General features: G+C 39.0%; 14 protein-coding genes. 7 read left to right on the top strand and 7 right to left on the bottom strand.

All coding sequences use genetic code 11. From position 1 onward, the window contains the following. Positions 1 to 136: 136 nt before the first annotated feature. On the bottom strand, positions 137 to 1,135 hold the full coding sequence (locus tag H9I37_RS03860; RefSeq protein ID WP_187381157.1) for a LacI family DNA-binding transcriptional regulator: 999 nt from the start codon (positions 1,133 to 1,135) through the stop codon (positions 137 to 139). A gap of 92 nt (positions 1,136 to 1,227) precedes the next feature. Between H9I37_RS03860 and miaB the strand changes: the two genes are divergently transcribed. The 6 genes from miaB to H9I37_RS03890 all read left to right on the top strand — a co-directional run bounded on the left by miaB (position 1,228) and on the right by H9I37_RS03890 (position 10,830). Further along, positions 1,228 to 2,622: a tRNA (N6-isopentenyl adenosine(37)-C2)-methylthiotransferase MiaB gene (gene miaB / locus H9I37_RS03865; protein ID WP_187381158.1), complete on the top strand. Its 1,395-nt coding sequence runs from the start codon at positions 1,228 to 1,230 to the stop codon at positions 2,620 to 2,622. Between the two features lie 13 nt (positions 2,623 to 2,635). Then, positions 2,636 to 2,881, top strand: a complete 246-nt coding sequence (locus H9I37_RS03870) for a lipopolysaccharide assembly protein LapA domain-containing protein (protein WP_187381159.1) — start codon at positions 2,636 to 2,638, stop codon at positions 2,879 to 2,881. 24 nt (positions 2,882 to 2,905) lie between these two features. Next, complete coding sequence (locus tag H9I37_RS03875; protein ID WP_187381160.1) at positions 2,906 to 3,901, top strand: SPOR domain-containing protein; 996 nt, start codon at positions 2,906 to 2,908, stop codon at positions 3,899 to 3,901. Positions 3,902 to 3,965: 64 nt separating this feature from the next. Then, positions 3,966 to 5,390: an NFACT RNA binding domain-containing protein gene (locus tag H9I37_RS03880; RefSeq protein ID WP_187381161.1), complete on the top strand. Its 1,425-nt coding sequence runs from the start codon at positions 3,966 to 3,968 to the stop codon at positions 5,388 to 5,390. Positions 5,391 to 5,515: 125 nt separating this feature from the next. After that, positions 5,516 to 6,205: an HAD family hydrolase gene (locus H9I37_RS03885; protein ID WP_370586891.1), complete on the top strand. Its 690-nt coding sequence runs from the start codon at positions 5,516 to 5,518 to the stop codon at positions 6,203 to 6,205. A gap of 32 nt (positions 6,206 to 6,237) precedes the next feature. After that, entirely contained in the window at positions 6,238 to 10,830 is a 4,593-nt protein-coding gene (locus H9I37_RS03890) for a SpiroCoCo family coiled-coil protein (protein WP_187381162.1), read from the top strand. Here the strand turns inward: H9I37_RS03890 and ispF are convergent. Genes ispF through H9I37_RS03905 form a run of 3 tightly spaced genes read right to left on the bottom strand, consistent with a single transcriptional unit; the run spans position 10,787 to position 12,682 of the window. Beyond that, positions 10,787 to 11,293: a 2-C-methyl-D-erythritol 2,4-cyclodiphosphate synthase gene (gene ispF / locus H9I37_RS03895; RefSeq protein WP_222864175.1), complete on the bottom strand. Its 507-nt coding sequence runs from the start codon at positions 11,291 to 11,293 to the stop codon at positions 10,787 to 10,789. The two genes, H9I37_RS03890 and ispF, sit on opposite strands and share 44 nt — an antisense overlap. Next, on the bottom strand, positions 11,290 to 12,021 hold the full coding sequence (ispD, locus tag H9I37_RS03900) for a 2-C-methyl-D-erythritol 4-phosphate cytidylyltransferase (RefSeq protein ID WP_187381163.1): 732 nt from the start codon (positions 12,019 to 12,021) through the stop codon (positions 11,290 to 11,292). Before ispD ends, ispF begins: the two co-directional genes overlap by 4 nt. Beyond that, the gene (locus tag H9I37_RS03905) at positions 12,008 to 12,682 is read right to left on the bottom strand and encodes a CarD family transcriptional regulator (protein WP_187381164.1); all 675 of its coding nucleotides are present in this window, start codon (positions 12,680 to 12,682) and stop codon (positions 12,008 to 12,010) included. The genes ispD and H9I37_RS03905 overlap by 14 nt, the downstream gene beginning before the upstream one ends. Positions 12,683 to 12,804: 122 nt before the next feature. Between H9I37_RS03905 and H9I37_RS03910 the strand changes: the two genes are divergently transcribed. Then, positions 12,805 to 13,263 (top strand): chemotaxis protein CheX, encoded by a 459-nt coding sequence (locus H9I37_RS03910; protein ID WP_187381165.1) that lies wholly within the window; start codon positions 12,805 to 12,807, stop codon positions 13,261 to 13,263. Positions 13,264 to 13,345: 82 nt separating this feature from the next. Here the strand turns inward: H9I37_RS03910 and H9I37_RS03915 are convergent, their stop codons facing one another. The 3 genes from H9I37_RS03915 to H9I37_RS03925 form a co-directional block, all read right to left on the bottom strand. After that, a complete protein-coding gene (locus H9I37_RS03915) occupies positions 13,346 to 14,296 on the bottom strand; it encodes a carbohydrate ABC transporter permease (RefSeq protein ID WP_255422483.1) in 951 nt (316 codons plus the stop codon). Beyond that, positions 14,293 to 15,255: an ABC transporter permease gene (locus H9I37_RS03920; RefSeq protein ID WP_187381166.1), complete on the bottom strand. Its 963-nt coding sequence runs from the start codon at positions 15,253 to 15,255 to the stop codon at positions 14,293 to 14,295. The genes H9I37_RS03915 and H9I37_RS03920 overlap by 4 nt, the downstream gene beginning before the upstream one ends. A 140-nt stretch (positions 15,256 to 15,395) precedes the next feature. Further along, the gene (locus H9I37_RS03925; protein WP_187381167.1) at positions 15,396 to 17,084 is read right to left on the bottom strand and encodes a type 2 periplasmic-binding domain-containing protein; all 1,689 of its coding nucleotides are present in this window, start codon (positions 17,082 to 17,084) and stop codon (positions 15,396 to 15,398) included. Positions 17,085 to 17,177 lie beyond the last annotated feature (93 nt).

Raw genomic sequence — 17,177 nt, forward strand, 5'->3', positions numbered from 1 at the left:
TTTTTAAATCTTCTTTTTTTTAATAATTATAGTTTTTTTTACTTAACTTTTTTTAATTATTTTTAATTGACTTTATTAACTTTAAGGTAACTTTAACAATAAAATATTTTGTTGTCAATATTCTTAATCATTTTTTTCAGATTTTTTTTCTATTTACAGAATCACGAATGATGACGCTTCCGTGAACAATCTTGCGTCCAATGTGATATTTAGGATTTTCCAGCTTGATGATAATGCTTTCAGCTGCAAGGCGAGCCATGTTTTCACAATTTACGCTGTATGTTGTAAGTCTTGGAATCCCGACATCCGCAAAAATACCGTCGTCAAATGCGGCAACTGAGATATCTCCCGGAACTCTGTATTCAAGTCCTTCGAGCTGGTGAATCAGTTTGTATGCTGTGCGGCATTCGTTGCATATAAAGCATTCGGGCAGCTTGTTTGGCAAAATCAAAGGAATTTCTTCTCCAAATTCATTTACATCATTTATACAAGGAGTGTCCGCCGGTTTTAACCCACGTGTAAGCCCTGCTTTGATTACGCCAAGATATCTATCAAGAGCAATTTGAGAAAAGTGAATGTTTCCTACAAATCCTATTGAACGGAATCCTTTATCTATCAAGTAATTACCTAATGTGCAACCTGCATAAAGGTTGTCGTCTACGATTCCGTTTGTTTCATCGTCATAAAGATGAGCAAGGTAGAGATACGGAATGCCCGCCGTTTTTAGAAGGCTGATGTATTCTTTTTCCATCTGACCGAGAATTATAAAGGCAACAACTTTTTTCTCTTTCAAGATTTTTGGCATAAGTTGAAGGTGTTCAGTTTCATCAGATATGATTTCTGTGATTCCGTAATAGTTGAGCTGTGTAAGGCTTGCTATCAGCGGCTGCTGTAGAGACATGTAAATTGCGTTTGAATTGATGCGTCTTTCCGCAACGAGAATTCCGATATTTCTTGTATTTTCATCTTCATTTGGCAATAAGTTTTTTTTATAGCCGAGTTCTTCTGCTTTTTTTATTATGCGGCTTCTGAGTTCGTCGCTGATTCCTTCCTTTCCCGAAAGTGCTTTTGATACGGACATCACTGTCACGTTGAGTTCATCTGCTATGTCTTTCATTGTTACAATATTTCTCATGGCGGTAATTATAACTTAAAATTAAAGTTAAAACAAATATTTAAAGATGTGTATTTATAAATATCACAATATTTTGTACAATGAGAACTGATATGACATATTTTTTTGAGACTTATGGCTGCGAGATGAACATTGCAGAATCCGCTGCAGTTGAACAGCTTTTAATTGCGCGCGGCTGGACAAAATCGGAATCGGCACAAACTGCAACTCTTGCAATAATAAATACATGCTCTATACGCGAGACTGCGGAAAACAGGATAATCGGACGGCTCGGCTGGTTTAATGGTCTTAAGGCAGTCCGCGAATGTAAAAACGGTGCAAAGACAAAAATGCTTGAAGAAGCTGTTGAATACGTAAAAAATGGGCCAAAACCTTTGACTCTTGTTGTTATGGGCTGCATGGCTGAACGGCTTCTGAAAGATTTTCAAAAAAATTTTCCGTTTGTAGACTACGTCGTTGGAACTTATGCAAAACATCATTTTTCTGAAATTATTGAAGCGGTTGAAGAAGGGCGCAAAGCTTTTGAAGTAGATGACACCGAGAATTATAAATTTGCTTCTGTTTCTGCGGAGCCGGGACATTTTTCTACTTTTGTTCCAATCATGCATGGCTGTAACAATTTTTGCACATATTGCATTGTTCCTTATGTGCGCGGTCGAGAGATAAGCAGACCTGCCGGCGATATCTTAAAAGAAATTGATGTGCTTGGAAAAATGAATGTGCGAGAAATCACTTTGATTGGGCAAAATGTCAACAGTTATATGGGCGCGATGAAAGAAGGGGAAAATCCTTGCATAAACTTTGCATCTCTTCTCTCCATAGTCGCAGAGCACTTGCGACAGACTAAATCTCCTATAAAATGGGTGCGTTTTATGTCTTCACATCCTAAAGATTTTACAGATGATGTGATAGACGTGATTGCAAAAGAAGATGTTATATGCCGTCACATCCATCTGCCAGTGCAGCACGGTTCTTCCAGAGTTTTAAAAGCTATGAACAGGCGCTATACTCGAGAACATTACCTTGACCTTGTAAAGAAAATAAAAACTAAAATTCCCGAAGTCTCTCTTACAACAGATATTATGATGGGTTTTCCGGGTGAGACAGAAGAAGATGTTGAGCTTACACTCGATTTGATGCGTCAGGTAAAATACGAAAGCGCAATGATGTATTTTTATAATCCGCGTGAAGGAACGCCTGCAAGCAAGGAAAAACAGCTTCCTGTCGAAGTTCGCAAAGAACGGTTGCAAAGAGTGATAGACCTTCAGATTGAGCATACCCGAGAGCAGATGAGCAAGCGCGTTGGAAAAACAGTCAGAACGCTTGTTGAAGGTGTCAGCCGCGATAACAAAATGGAATTGCTGGGGCAGACAGAACGACATGAAAAAATCGCATTTGAGGCATCTTCCTCATTGATTGGAACGTTTGTCGATGTTAAAATTACGCAGCTTAGCGGAAATACTTTCCGCGGTGAAATTGCAAACTAAAGGAGTAGTCGATATGATTTTTACACTTATTGTCTTTATTATTCTCGTCGTTTTTCTTGCGTTCTTTTTTGGAAGGAACCTTTCTAATTTGTGTACATTCTGGTTTTTTAAAACTTATACAGATTTGCCGATAACAGTGCTTGTGCTTATCGCATTTGGAGTTGGAATTGTCTTCTCTCTCCTTTTGGTTGTGTTTGTAAAACTGCGCTCGTCTTCAAAAAATAAGTCTGTAAAAAAATCAGAAGAAGTAAAAGCTTAAACAAAAATACCCGATAACTTTTATATGAAAATCAAGAAATTTTTTGCTATTTTTGTTTATATTTGCTTTTTTACAGCTTTGTTTGCAGAAGATTTAACAGCACGCTTTATTGCGACACAAGCAGCAAAAAAAGATTCCGTCGAAGAATCTGTTGAATATCTCAAAACTCAAATCGCAAAAATCAATATTCCTGCGGAAAAACGTGCCGCTTATGTGTTCCTTGCGTCACTTCAAGAGCAGCTTTCTTTGTTTGATGATGCACAAAAATCTTACGCAAAAGCTGCCGGAATTGCTGCCGGCAATGCTGAAGGGATGCCTGAAAAAACTAACGAACAGATTGTACTCGATGCTATAAGATGCACGTTGAGTTGCGGCGATTATGAAAAGGCAGACAGCTATCTCAACTCGGCTGTGCGCAATTCTAAAAACCAAGTTGTTCAGGAATACATAAAGCTGTATACGCAGTGGAGTGCTCTTTGCAAAGCTGACACAGTTGAACAGATTGCAGAACCTGTTGCCGTTTTAGATGCTTATTCGAAAGTTGATTCGATGCGTCACGTTCAGCCTGCAATTTTGCTTACATTGTGGTATGTGACCGGAGATAAAAAATATTCAGAAAAAATTATAGAAAAGTTTCCGTCTTCGATTGAAAGCTCGATTGTAAAAGGTGATGCGCAGCTTTTGCCGACTCCATTTTGGTTTTTTGTTCCAAAAAGCGGTGAAGCAGAGCAGGGGACCGGAAGTTTTAGTGTTGCGGACGAGCCTGAAAAAAACTTGCCTCAAACTTCAGATAAAAAAGAAACTGTTTTTACAAAATGGCAGCTTGGATTGTTCAAAACGGAAAACAATGCAAAGCTTCTCGCTGATGAAGTAAAATCAAAAGGATTCGACTCTTTTATCACTACTGAAAAGCGTGCAAGTGGAACAACATACTACATCGTGCTTGTAAATGAAGATAAGTCAGGCAACACTGCGGAGCGGCTGCGAAGCGCGGGATATGACTGCTATGCCGTTGAATGATTTTCAATCTAAAAACTTTTTGATTATAGCATATCATGAAATTTTTAATGTATAATCGAATCAAATGTCATTAAACTGCAACGAAATCAATTTAATTTTGAGTGAATTAAACCTCTCGGGCTCTTTCATTCAAGATATTATTCAACCGAGCTATGATACTCTTGCCCTTTACACTTATAAAGAAGGTGAGGCAAAAACTGTTTTAATCTGCACTGCGCAAAATTCAGTCCGCTTAAATGAAACCGGACGCAAAATCACAAAAAATGATAAACCTCTTCGCTTTATGGAATTTTTAAAGTCGCGGATCAAAGGCTGCCGTATAAATTCGATATTTCAGATTGGGCTTGAACGCGTCATAAAAATGGAACTTTCTCACAGCGGCAAAAGTATTTTTAACCTTTACATAAGGCTCTGGAGCAATGCAGCGAATGTCATTTTGTGCGATGAACACGATTTAGTCCTCGATACGATGTTTCGGCGTCCTGAACGTTATGAAGTCAAAGATGAAGTTTTTATTTTACCGGCAGTGATTGAAGAAAAACTTGAAAACTCAAAAGAGCGTTTTCCTGTCCGCAGCTGGGACGGATATCATTCTTTCAACGCATATGTCGACTGGTGGTATTCGGAACATTCTTCAACGCTTTCACGTGAATCGCTGCTTGAAAAAGCCGAAAAATGGTACAACGTAAACTATTCAAAAAAAACTGCTGCTCTTGAAAATCTTAAGGCAAAAGCAGAGCTTTTTAAAAATGCAGAACAGCTAAAACATCAGGGAGACCTTATCCTCTCATTCGGCTATCTGATAAAACATGATAGCAAATATCTTGAGTGCGAAGATTACGAAACCGGTAAAACAGTAAACCTTCGAATCGATCCTGGGAAATCAGCACACGAAAACGCTGCGGAATATTACAAACAGTACAAAAAAGCTGTGACCGGTGCAAAAGAGCTTGCCCACGACATTTTAATTGCACAAAAACAGATTGCAAAACTCGAAGAATTGTACTCCGAAATAAAAAATGAACAGAATCCTGTAAAATTGGAACAGATTCTTCGACGCAGCTCAACACCAAAACAACAGCAGAAAAAAAAGCAACCGGGCCTAAATTACATTGTAAACGGCTGGTACATTCTTGTTGGGCGTGATGCGAATGAGAATGATGAACTTTTGCGCCGTCACGTTAGGGGCGAAGACATGTGGCTTCATGTCCGTGATTTTCCCGGAGGTTACGTTTTTATAAAGGCGCGCAAAGGAAAGACAATTCCTCTCGATATTCTTTTGGACGCTGCAAACTTAGCCGTTTATTATTCAAAAGCCAGAAACGCCGGCAAAACAGACCTCTATTACACTCACGTAAAATACCTGAGGCGCGCAAAAAACGGTCCAAAGGGACTTGTTTTGCCGTCTCAAGAAAAAAATCTCTGTATCACTCCTGATAAAGAACGGCTCGACAGGCTTGATTCACTCCACGAGGAATTGCAGCTGTGAACGCTAGATTAAGCCCTGAGAACCGGTGGAAATCGGAGAAAATATGATGAAGCTTGGAAACCCTCGCAAAAATCTATTATATAAAATCTAATGACGAATTCTAAATTTTATGATAAAATATAAGGGTGAATACTATAGATAAGACGCAGATTAAGGCAGTCGCTTTTGATATCGACGGAACGCTTTATAGAACTTGGAAGTTTAATTTTATAATAACGCCTTACTTTCTTACACATATCTTTTTCTTCTTAAAATACGGTCTTGTCAGAAAAATCATGCACAAAACAGAAGCTACGCCGCTTTTTATAAAAATTCAGGCTGAGCACATGGCTAAAAAATTAAAATGTACTCCAACAGAAGCTGAACAGCGCCTTGAAAAAACAATCTACAAAGGACTCGAAAAATATTTTCGTCACATTAAGCCGTGCAAAGGCGCCGTTGAATTTATCAAAAAGCTCAAACAGCACGGTTACAAAGTAGCGCTTCTCTCAGATTTTCCACCGGAGCAAAAAGGTGATATATGGGGTGTAAAAGATTTGTGCGATGTCATGATCGGTTCGGAGCAGGCGGGAGCGCTTAAACCGGCTCCAACGCCTTTTTACAAACTTTCTCAAGCGCTTGGAGTTCCTGTGGAAAATATCTTGTATGTTGGGAATCATCACAGATATGATATTGAAGGCGCCCACAATGTTGGAATGAAGACAGCGTGGATTGTGCCTCCGAGCCGCAAATTGTTTTGTAAAAAATCAAAAGTTGCTGATTTTACGTTCAGCCATTATTATCAAATTTCAGATATTTTCTTTGGGGAAAATTGATATACTTTATTTTAATTGGGTGGGATTAAAAAATGATTATCGCAATTGCAGTTCTCGTTTCTGTTGTTATTTCATTGGGAATTTCTATTTATTTTCATGGACTTAATAAAGACAATAACTCAATGGAAAAAGTAAAAAAATATGCGGACAAACGTCAAGAAGACCTTTTAAATATTTACAAAGAGATTCACACAAAGTTCAACGTCATAATCACAGATTTCAATGCGCAGCAAACTCAAGCAAATGCGGCTGTGAAAGTGATGAAGCAACAGAACGAAGAGTTTTCAACAAAGTTGAATTCTTTTGGACAAAGCATAACAGCTGTCAACAATATTCAAAATCAGATAAATAAATACGCAAAAGTTCTCGAAGATTTGAACCAGATGACAGAGTCAGTTGAGGAAAATCTAGCCAGAATCCACAAGGAAAGCGGAATAATAGATGATTTGAATTCAAAACTGAACAAGCAGCTTACAAAAGTTGAGCAGATAGACAAGCGTATTCCTGAAGTGACAAAAAACTTTTCCGAACAGAATGCAGAGCAGCTCAAAGCCATTGGAACTACGCTTCTTTCTCAGTACGAAAATTATGCAGAAAAAATCTCAGAAGATATCAAGGCGTCGCAAGCTTATGCAGAAAAAGCTCTCGCAGATATAAAACAAAATATTCAGTCTTCATTTACAAAAGCCGCCGCTGAGGCAGATAAACTTGAAAATACTGCATTTGAACATCTGAGTGAACTGGCGCATGAGCGTTTTGAGCAATACAAAGGAGAACTTAAAACAAATATCGATTCACTTTATCAAGAGTTGAACAGTCAAGTTGAATTGATTACAAAATCAATTGCCGACAACACAGACAGTTCTGCAAGGAGCATATCTGAAAAATTCGATGCTGTTTCCGAAACTCTTGAAGCACGAGCTGCCGAGCTGGACAATTCTCTAAAAACAAAAATTGCAGAAACTACGGCGTCTTACAACGATTCTGAAAATAAAGTCATTGCAACCGCAAAAGAAAATCTTTATAAACTCAACGAAAAATTCAATGAGAAAATCAGGACTGTGACCGGCTCTTTTGCAGAAAAAGTTGACAGTTTGAGCCAAAAATACAATCAGCAACTTGAAGCAATCAGCGGCAAAAATGACGGTATAATTGCAAGAATTGCAGCGCGTTTTGATGACGACAATGTAAAAATTGAACAAAAGTATGCAGACCAAATAGAAAACATCAAGAAGAAAAATGATGCAAATTACGCTTTAATCGCTAAGAAATTTGAAGATGACTTCGGCGCTTTTTCTGAAAAATACAATCAGGCTTTTGAAAACGCAACGATTACGAATACGAAAAAAATCAATGAATTTAATGAAAACTTCGTAGAAGAGCACAAAAATCTTTTGCAAAAATATACAGATACGTTGAATGAATTCCAGAGCAGCAGTGACAGGCAGCTTTCAGAATTGCAGGCAAATCAAAATCAGCAGATTTCAGAATTGAAAGAATACAGAGAACGCTCTGCAAATCTCCAGACTGATATTCAGACAATGCAGGAAAATCTTGAAGAAGCTCTCCGCCGGATTTCGGAAGAAGCAAATAAGTCTGTTGAAGACGCACAGAATTCAGTTCGCACGATTCAAGAACAGTGTGATGAAGCTGAACAAAAGGCAAATTCATTAAAACCGGAGCTTGAACAAAAAATCAGCGAAGTCAACGAAAGCCTTGCAGTCATTCAAAATGAGACGACTCAGAAAATTGAAAGTATTCAGGCTTTGTCAGAGCGGCAGATAAGAGCGATTATCGACGATGTAAAACAAAAAATTGAAAGCATCGAAGAATCTTCCGGTAAAAATATCAATGCAATCCAGAGCTTTGTCAACCAAAAAATTGTGAGCCTTGAAGAAGATTCCGAACAGAAAATAAAAGAAATAGAAGAAGCTGTCAATCAAAAAATTTCGACAATTGAAGAGACTTCAGGGCAGCAGGTCAAGTCGATTGGAGATGCTGTAAATCAAAAAATTGAAAACCTTGAACAATATTCAGGGCAAAAAATTAAAACAATTGAAGACGCTGTAAATCAAAAAATTTCGACAATTGAAGAATCTTCGGGGCAGCATGTCAAGTCGATAGAAGATGCTGTCAGCAGAAGAATTGAAAACCTTGAAGAATCTTCCGAGCAGCAGATTAAATCAATCGAGGAGGCTGTCAGCAGGAGAATTGAAAATCTCGAAACGGCATCCGGCAAAAATATCGATACGATTCAAGTTGAAACAAAGCACAAAATTGAAGCGCTCCAATCGGCAGCCGCTGGGCAAATTGAATCGATTCAAAACGAGGCAAAACATCAGATTGATTCGCTAAAATCGGACTCAAAAGTGCAGATTGAAACTTTTAAAAACGAAACCGATGTCCAGCTTTCTAACCTTTCAAAAATCATCACTGATTCTGTCCGCAAAGCAGTAAGCGAGAGCGAAGTAAAGCACCTTCATATTCTTGAGGAAGTTGATGCCGAGCTCCTGTCTTACAAAAAAGATATAGATTACAAACTTTCTCAAATCCAGCTTTCCGAAACTGATATCGACGCTCTCGAAAAAAGCCTAAAAGTTGCGATGTCGGAAGTTCAAAACAGGGTTTTGCACGATTTTGACATATTTACATCTGCTCAAAAACAAAAACACGATGAGTTCAGCAAAAAAATCAAAGATGATTCGGACGCTGTTGAAACAAAGATAAACGAAATCAATGATTCTCTCGACGACCTCAAGAACACAGCGACAGGCAGCATGAGCGCAAAACTCCAGGAATTTGAATCTATATTCAATCAGACACTTTCTACAAAGAACAACGAAATCGATTCGGACATTGCAGAATGGAAGCACGACCTTGACTCAAAGCTTACGACGCTGACAAACAAATACGAAGATTCACGCCGAGAAGTTGAATCAAAATATCTTGAAGATTTGAAAGCAGATGTTGAATCGATTCAGATGAGAGCTTCAGACCAGTACACAAAACTCGCAGCGTCTCTCGAACAGACAAAAAACGAAATGCAGGATTCTCTCGATGACATTCAAGATGTATTGAATTCATTTAAGAGCGAAACAAACAATTCTATAAGTTCAATCGCAGAGCGTTCAGAAGCTGAAATGAAGCAGGAAATCGAGCACAACATACAAATGGTTAGAACGAACATGTCAAAAGTCCAAAATGAATTGCTCGAAGACTTGCGCTCGTTCGAGGAAAACGTGAAGAGCCGTCAGGACAGCGGTACTGCTACAATCGACGCAGCCCTTTCGGAATTCAACACGTGGAAACAGCAGATTAAGAGCCAGCTCGAAGATTCCAAACAGATTTTTAGCGATGAGCTCGAAACGTTTAATAATTCTTCAAAAATAAAAGTTGAAGAGGCAGGCAATGAATTGCTCAAAAAAATGAACGTTTATTCCGAAATTATCTCGAAGCAGCATGATGAGCTTGAAGATAAACTCGTCGATTTGCAAAATAAAGCTGATATTTCCGTCCATTCTTTTGAAAAGCGTTCAGCTGAAATTTCTTCCGACATCGAGAAGATGTACAATCAGATGCTCGCTGAAACAGAAAAGAAAGTTCGGGAACAAAACGACAGCGCAGATTCAAAGATGGCTGAAATTCGCGCTGCGCAATCAAACTTTGTGCTCAAAATGCAAGATGATTCAAACTTGCTGCAAACTCATTTGAGCGAAATTGAAAAAGAGATTCAAGAAGTCAAGAACAATATTCAAGTGTTCGAAAAGGCAGACAAGATGAAGCGCCAGCTTGAAGATAATATTCAGACATTAAACAATTCGTTCTCTAAAGTTTCTACGTTCTCCGACACGGCAGACAAGATGAATTCTCAATACAGCTCAATCCTAAAACTGAACGAGGAGATAAACCGTCAGGTGAACAACATTGAAGCTCAAAAAGGGCGGGTAGTAACTCTTGAGCAGCAATTCAGCAGAATGATTGCTCTTTCAAACACGATTGATGAGAGAATCGCCTCATTGAACACTACAAAAGACGATTTGCAGGCGATGGAAGTTACAGTGCGAAATTATAACGACAAACTCCAGTATATTTCTGAGCAGTACGACCGCCTCGATAAAAAAGATGAAGTTGTAAACAGAATCAAGAGCGATGTTGATTCTCAGTTTGAAAAACTTAAGGAACTTGAGCAGCGGCTTGTGAACTGCAACAGGCAGGCTGTTTCTTTGCCGAACGAAATTAAAGAAGTTCAGGCAAATGTCGATAAAATTTTAAATAACGGTCCAAAAATCACAGATGCAATCGGGCGCCTTGAAAGCCTCGACGTATTGATTGCCGATACTGAAAAACGAATAGACGCTTTGAACTCCGTTCAGTCAGGAATTAAAAAGACAGAACTCGATTTGCAAGGGCTTTCACGCGATGTCGACAATAAGTTTAAAGTTCTTCATCAGATGACAAAGCAGGATATGGAAAAAAATCCTGCACAACGTGGACACACGCTCAATCCTCAGATAAACGACAGCGTCCGCCAGCTCAAACGACAGGGTTGGTCGATTTCCGACATAGCACATAATTTGAATCTTACAGAAAACGAAGTTGATCTGATTCTTCAGCTGCCTGAGTAAGCAGACAGACAACTTCCGCTTCAACAGCTTCAGAAGTGCCGACCGGTGGGAGTTTCTCGCCGGTTTTTGCTTTAACGAAAACTTTGTCAGAATCTATTTGGAGAATATTCGCAACTGAATCGATCACTTTTTGACGGTAAGAAAGAAATTTTGGTTTTTCGAGCTTTATCACGCAGTCAATGTTGTTTATCTCCCATCCGCAAGAGCGAACGTCTTTCATCACTGTGCGAAGCAGCTCCGCAGAATCAGCATTTTTCCATTTGTCGTCTTCCGGTGGAAAATATGAACCGATATCACCAAGCCCTGCAGCTCCAAGGACGGCATCTGTGATGGCGTGGAGCAAGACATCTCCATCTGAATGACCGTCTTCTCCTTTTTCAAATGGAATTTCAACGCCGCCGATGATGAACTTTCGGTTTTCAACGAGTCTGTGTATGTCTGTGCCGAGCCCAATCCTAATCATTTTTTTGCTCCGAGTTTTTCAATGTCTGATTGATATGTTATTTTTATGTTGCCATAGTCACCTTCGACAACTTTTACTTTTCCGCAATAAACGCCCCATATTTCAGTGTCGTCTGTGTATTCTTTTTTTTCGAGGGTAGCTTTTTTATGCGCTTCAAAAAGTTTTTTAAATTCAAAGCACTGTGGGGTTTGAACCGCTACAAGCATATTTCTTTGAAGGTGAGCCGCTATAAATCCGTTTTCATCTATCTGTTTTTGAGTGTCTGTAGGTGTGATGCCCGGAACTGAAGCCCCATTTTCAAATGCAGCTTTGATACAGCGCAGAATCACGTTTTGAGTCACAAAAGGGCGTGCTCCGTCGTGGATGAGGACAATCTCAGGGCTATTTTTTATCTTGGTCAAAGCGTTGAAGACAGATGACTGACGCGTTTTTCCACCTTCGACGTAATCTATAGTTATGTGATTTTTTTTTGAAAGCGTGTTTAAAAGTTTTTTTGTATGTTTGTCACATTCGACAGCGTTTCGGCTTTGCTCAATCTTGCCCTCAGGACATGTGATGATAAAATCGGTAATAGAAAAGTCGTTCAACGTTGTATTTAAAAAAATTGAAACACAGTTCGAAAGAACTGTGCCATCATCTAACGGAAGGTATTCTTTTTTCGTATTACCGCCGATTCTTGTTGAAGAACCTGCTGCGGTAATCACAATAGCGATTTTAGAATTCTCCATCGTCATCGTCGTCAAAATCTTCGTCGGCTTTGTCTAAAGACGAATCATCTGCTCCGTTTTCATCATCGTCATCGGAATTTTCCGATTTTCCTGAATCAGAATAGTCGTTCATCAAATCATCGTCTTCGTCATCTTCAAGGATGTTTGTGTGTTTGATTTTGAGGACAGATCCAGGCGGCTCAAGTTTTGTGTGAATCTCGGCTTCTATTTCTTTTGCAGTTTTTCCGAGTGCGTAAGAGATTTCATCTTCAAGAAGTTTTTTTGCATTGTCGTAAAGCTTTCGCTCAAGGATAGGAAGCTCTTTGACTTTGCTTCTGTTGTAAAGGCAGCGGACAATCTTTGCAATATCTTTTACCGTTCCTTTTTTGAGCAAGTCGAGGTTCATCTGATATCTAAGTTTCCAGTCGGAAGTTGGTGTTTCAAAAGATTCCGAAAGGAGATTTAGAGCTTCTTCGGCATTTTCCTTAGATGCAATCTCGCGAATCCCAAGGTTTTCTGCGTTGTCAATCGGAACCATGACCATCATGTCAGACGCTTCAATATAAATCTTAAAATAGTTTACGGTTTTTTCATTAAAAGTTTTATCAAAAATTTCTTTAACGATGCCAACTCCATGGCTTGGGTAAACGACTTTCTGGTTAATTTCGAATTGTGTGTTCATATTTAGATATAATATATCATAAAAAAAGGAAAAATTCAATTTTAATCATTTTGCGACAAGATGGATTTGATATTTGACATTTCTTCCGTAAGGATATAAAAATATTACTCAGGAGGTAGTTATTGGATGCTAAGATTATAAATGCGTTTTTAACAGAAGGAATGAACACTTTTGAAGCGATGTTTGGAATTAAGGCGACTCCTAAAGAAGCCCACTTACTAGAAGTGCATGCAGGGCATCCTTGGGAAGTTTCAGGATTGCTCGGAATCACCGGAATGTACAAAGGAATCATTGCTTTTAGGCTTCACAAAATCCTTGCAAGTAAAATGCTTGAGCTTTCAGGCATTGCATGCCGTCCGGAAGATTTTGACGATATGGCGCTGGAACTTGTAAGTGAATTTACAAATATCATTTCGGGGCATGCTGTCAGCGTAATAAAAAACTACGAACTTGATATTTCTCCGCCATTGACAGTTATAGGACAAAATCATCAGATTTCATGGCCTAAAAGTTATCCTATTATTGCAATCCCTTTTGTAACGAAGTTCGGACCTTTTGAAGTTGACGTCTGCTTTAAGTAATTCGCTGGTTTTAGTAACTTCCCGATTTTTTTTCCGCATGACGATACATTGCAAGCTGCCTGAAAATAACGTTATGCTGATATCATTCTTTTACACCGCCGATCGTCATACCGACTACAAAATGTTTTTGCACAAATGGATATACGACAAGAATCGGCAATGTCGCAATAATCGTTATTGAAGAACGGATGCTGACAGGAGTTACCATTGAACTTGCGGAACCTGCTGCTGCAGCTATTGCCATTGCGTTTGAATCGGCGGCGGAGTTGCTCTGTCCTTGACTTGCTTGAAGATAGGACATCAGCACGTACTGCAAAGAATGAAGTTTTACTTTTGGAGAACAGTATAAATATGTGTCAAACCAGCTGTTCCATGCTCCTACGGCAACAAAAAGGCATGTCATCGCAATTGAAGGTACTATCAAAGGCATGATAATGCTCAGAAAAATCTTAAGCTCGTTAGCTCCGTCTATTCTTGCAGACTCAACAAAACTGTCTGGGAGTCCGTTGATGTAAGTGCGGATCAAGATAAAATTGAATACGTCTACAAGGTTCGGAATTATGTAAACTGCGTAGTTGTTTATCATGTGAAGTTTTTTGATAAGCATATATCCGGGAATCAAACCTGCGTTTATGTACATTGCTATTACGATGATTGTCGTAAGAGTTCGTTTGATTAAAAACTCTTTTCGGCTGAGTGCATAGGCGAGCATAGCCGTACAGAACACATTCAAAACAGTCTGAAGGACAGTCCTTGTCAATGAGATTATCCCGGCATTGAAAATTGCGTCTGTTACAAAAAGCGCTTTATAATTCTGCCATGTAAACTTGCGAGGGAAAAATGTTATTCCACCAGAGAGTGAATCAAGCCCGTCGTTAAAAGAGACTGCGATTGTGTTCCAAAATGGATACACAGTTACAATTACAACAACAGCGAGCGTGATTAAAATAATCGTATCAAAAATTATGTTTCCGATTCTTGTTTTTTGTTTTGCAGCTGAATAGTCTGTTGGTTTATCTTTTTTGTCCATCATATTAATCTCTCCTCTCCGCTTCTTTTAGCAATTCCGTTTGCAACAAGCAGAAGCATGATATTTACTGCATTTTTAAAGATACCGGCAGCAGTTGCAAGCGAAAAGTTGAACAGTTTGAAACCGTATTTCAACACGTAGATGTCGATAGTTTCTGCAACATCTTGAATCATGCCGTTTTGCAGCAAATACGGCATTTCAAAGTTTGCGTCGAGGATGTGTCCGGCAGACATAATCATCATTATAACGATTGTTGGTTTTATTCCCGGCAAAGTGATGTGCATGATTTTTCTAAGCCTTCCGCAGCCGTCAATCTGTGCCGCTTCGTAAAGGCAAGGGTCAATCGCAGTCATCGCACCAAGATAGACTATTGTGTTCCAGCCTACCTCTTTCCATACATAAGTCCAACCTATGATGTGCCAGAAGTATTTAGGAACTGAAAGCCACTGTACAGGTTGCTTTATAAAACCAGACGTCAGCAATATATTATTTAAAACACCGTCTTCTACGTTGAGGACGTTTGCAACTAACCCACACACTATTATCCAAGATAAAAAATGCGGAAGGTAAGAAACTGTCTGAACAAAGCGTTTGATTCCAACAATACGCACTTCATTGAGAAATACTGCAATCAAAATTGCGGTTATGTAGCCGAGCGCTGTGCTTATAAGGCTCATACCTACAGTGTTTCTCAAAGATAGAAGAAATTCTGGGCTCTTAAAAAGTTCAAAAAACCATTTAAACCCGACCCATGTCTGTGCAAGAAATGATTTTGCCGGTTTGTAGTTCTGAAAAGCCATTGTCCAGCCCCAAAGAGGGATATATCTGAACAAAATTATGTAGAGGACAAACGGAACCGACATAAAAATCAGTGCTTTTTGTTTTCCGAGAATCTTCCACTTGTTTTTTTTATTTGTAAGCTGAGTTGCAGGAACTGAGCCTGCAAGTTTTTTATTTTCCATAAAGTACCTGTTCTTAAGAAATAAAAAAAGTCCACAAAAAAATATCTGTGGACTTTTTTTGAGTCGCATAAATGCGAGTCAAATCAGTGATACAGACTCAGATCAACTGTCCAGAACTTTTAGTTTTTAGACAGTTTTTTTTATTTTTCACCACCAAAGTTCTTAACGCGGGCATCAAGTTCGCCCTGCATGAATTTGTTGTATACTTCTGTGAGAGGACGAATCTGTTTTACATATTCATCCCAAGTCTTGTCGAAGTCTTCAGGTTTCCCCATAATCATTCGTGGAAGATATTTTCTTTGGATAGTTTCAATGCCTGTCATAGCAACTGCAGCGTTGTGCTCAAGTCCGTCGTTTTCCGCAGATGGGTTACACTGCCACATCGGGTACCATCCGGCGTTCTTTGGAGGATTTGGATCTACGAGAGCCGCATAAGAAGATACACCATAAGCTTTCCAAAGTTCTATATCTTCAGGTTTGTTGACAAGTTCAAATTCCCATGGAAGGTCATTCATGCTTGTAGCGAATCCGTCTGAGTAAGAGCCTTCGATTTTTGGAGCCTCAAAGTTCCAAATGTCTGCTTTGTTTTTTAGAATCCAGTTTGGATCGTTCTGCTCGTCTCTCTGAGCCTGTGTTCTTGAAGGTCGTCCCTGAGCGTCTTTTTGCCAGTCGATTCCTTCTTGTCCCCAGTAAAGAACTTTCTGATTTTCATCTTTGAGCATTTCGTCCATAAATTTCAAGATTTCAATAGTTTTTTTCTGACCGCATTTTGTTGTAAATCCGTAACCTCTCTGAAAATTAGGAAGTGGCTGATCTCGGTAGTATGGTTTTATTGACTTATCAAATGTTACAGGAAGTGGAGCATAAGTTCTCTCGTACATACCAGAAGTCTTGAGAGTCTGTTCCGGCTCCCCTTGAAACTGCCATCCCTGAATGAACATACCAAGCACACGTCCTTGAGCAATTTTAGCGTAGTACTGGTCGCGGTTGTCTGTAAAAGACGCAGGGTCAATCAATCCTTTCTGATAGTAACCGTTAGCAAGTTTGTACCATCTCTTTGCGTTTGCGTCTGAGAAGTTGTCTGTAAATTTGTAACCTTTGCCATCCTTTGTAATGTGACCATTTCCATCGTTAGGATATCCAGCCAAGAAAGCTGGCGGATTCCAAAGATTGAATGCTTCCCAGTCAGCTGTGATGATAGAGAATGGAATTGTTTTTGCGCCGTTGATCGTTGGATATTTTTTAGCATATTTTTCAAGAAGGTCGAAGTATTGGTCTACTGTTTTGATTACAGGATATCCGAATTCTTTGAGAACACACTTTTGAATCCAGAAAGCATTCTGATTATATAAAGTACTTTGATTAATGCCATCGATTACTCCGAAGTTTGGAAGTGAGTACAAGTGCTCTTTTATTATGTTTCCCTGAGAATCTTTTTCGGAATCCATGTAAACCATCTGCTTCCATGCCGATTTGTAGTGTCTCATGATGTTTGGACAATGTTTTTCTACCAATGGCTTAATATCTATAAGACATCCAGCTCCCTGAAATTTTTCAGAATCAACTTCTACTAAGTCTGGAAGGTCTCCTGAAGCAATAAGTACGCCTATCTTCTGGTCTTTGTCACCAACCAAAATATCCCAAGAGAAAGTCACACCAAAATTCTCTTCAATCCATTTGTAAATTCTGTTGTTTTTAGGTGGTTGCTGTTTTTGCTGTATCGTAAATACAGAAATTTCCATTTTCTTAGAGTTTTTTGCTTTTTTTGCAAAAACTAGAGTTGAAAGCAATGCCACAATCGCAATTACAGCAATTACTCGCTTTTTCATAAGATCCTCCTTTGTTATACCACTCGAAAAACTTCACGTTATTCTAGAAAAATTTTATGGCAATCGGTGGCATTGATAAAATCACCTCAAGCC

This window comes from Treponema sp. Marseille-Q3903, assembly GCF_014334335.1.
In the GTDB taxonomy this organism is placed as follows: domain Bacteria; phylum Spirochaetota; class Spirochaetia; order Treponematales; family Treponemataceae; genus Treponema_D.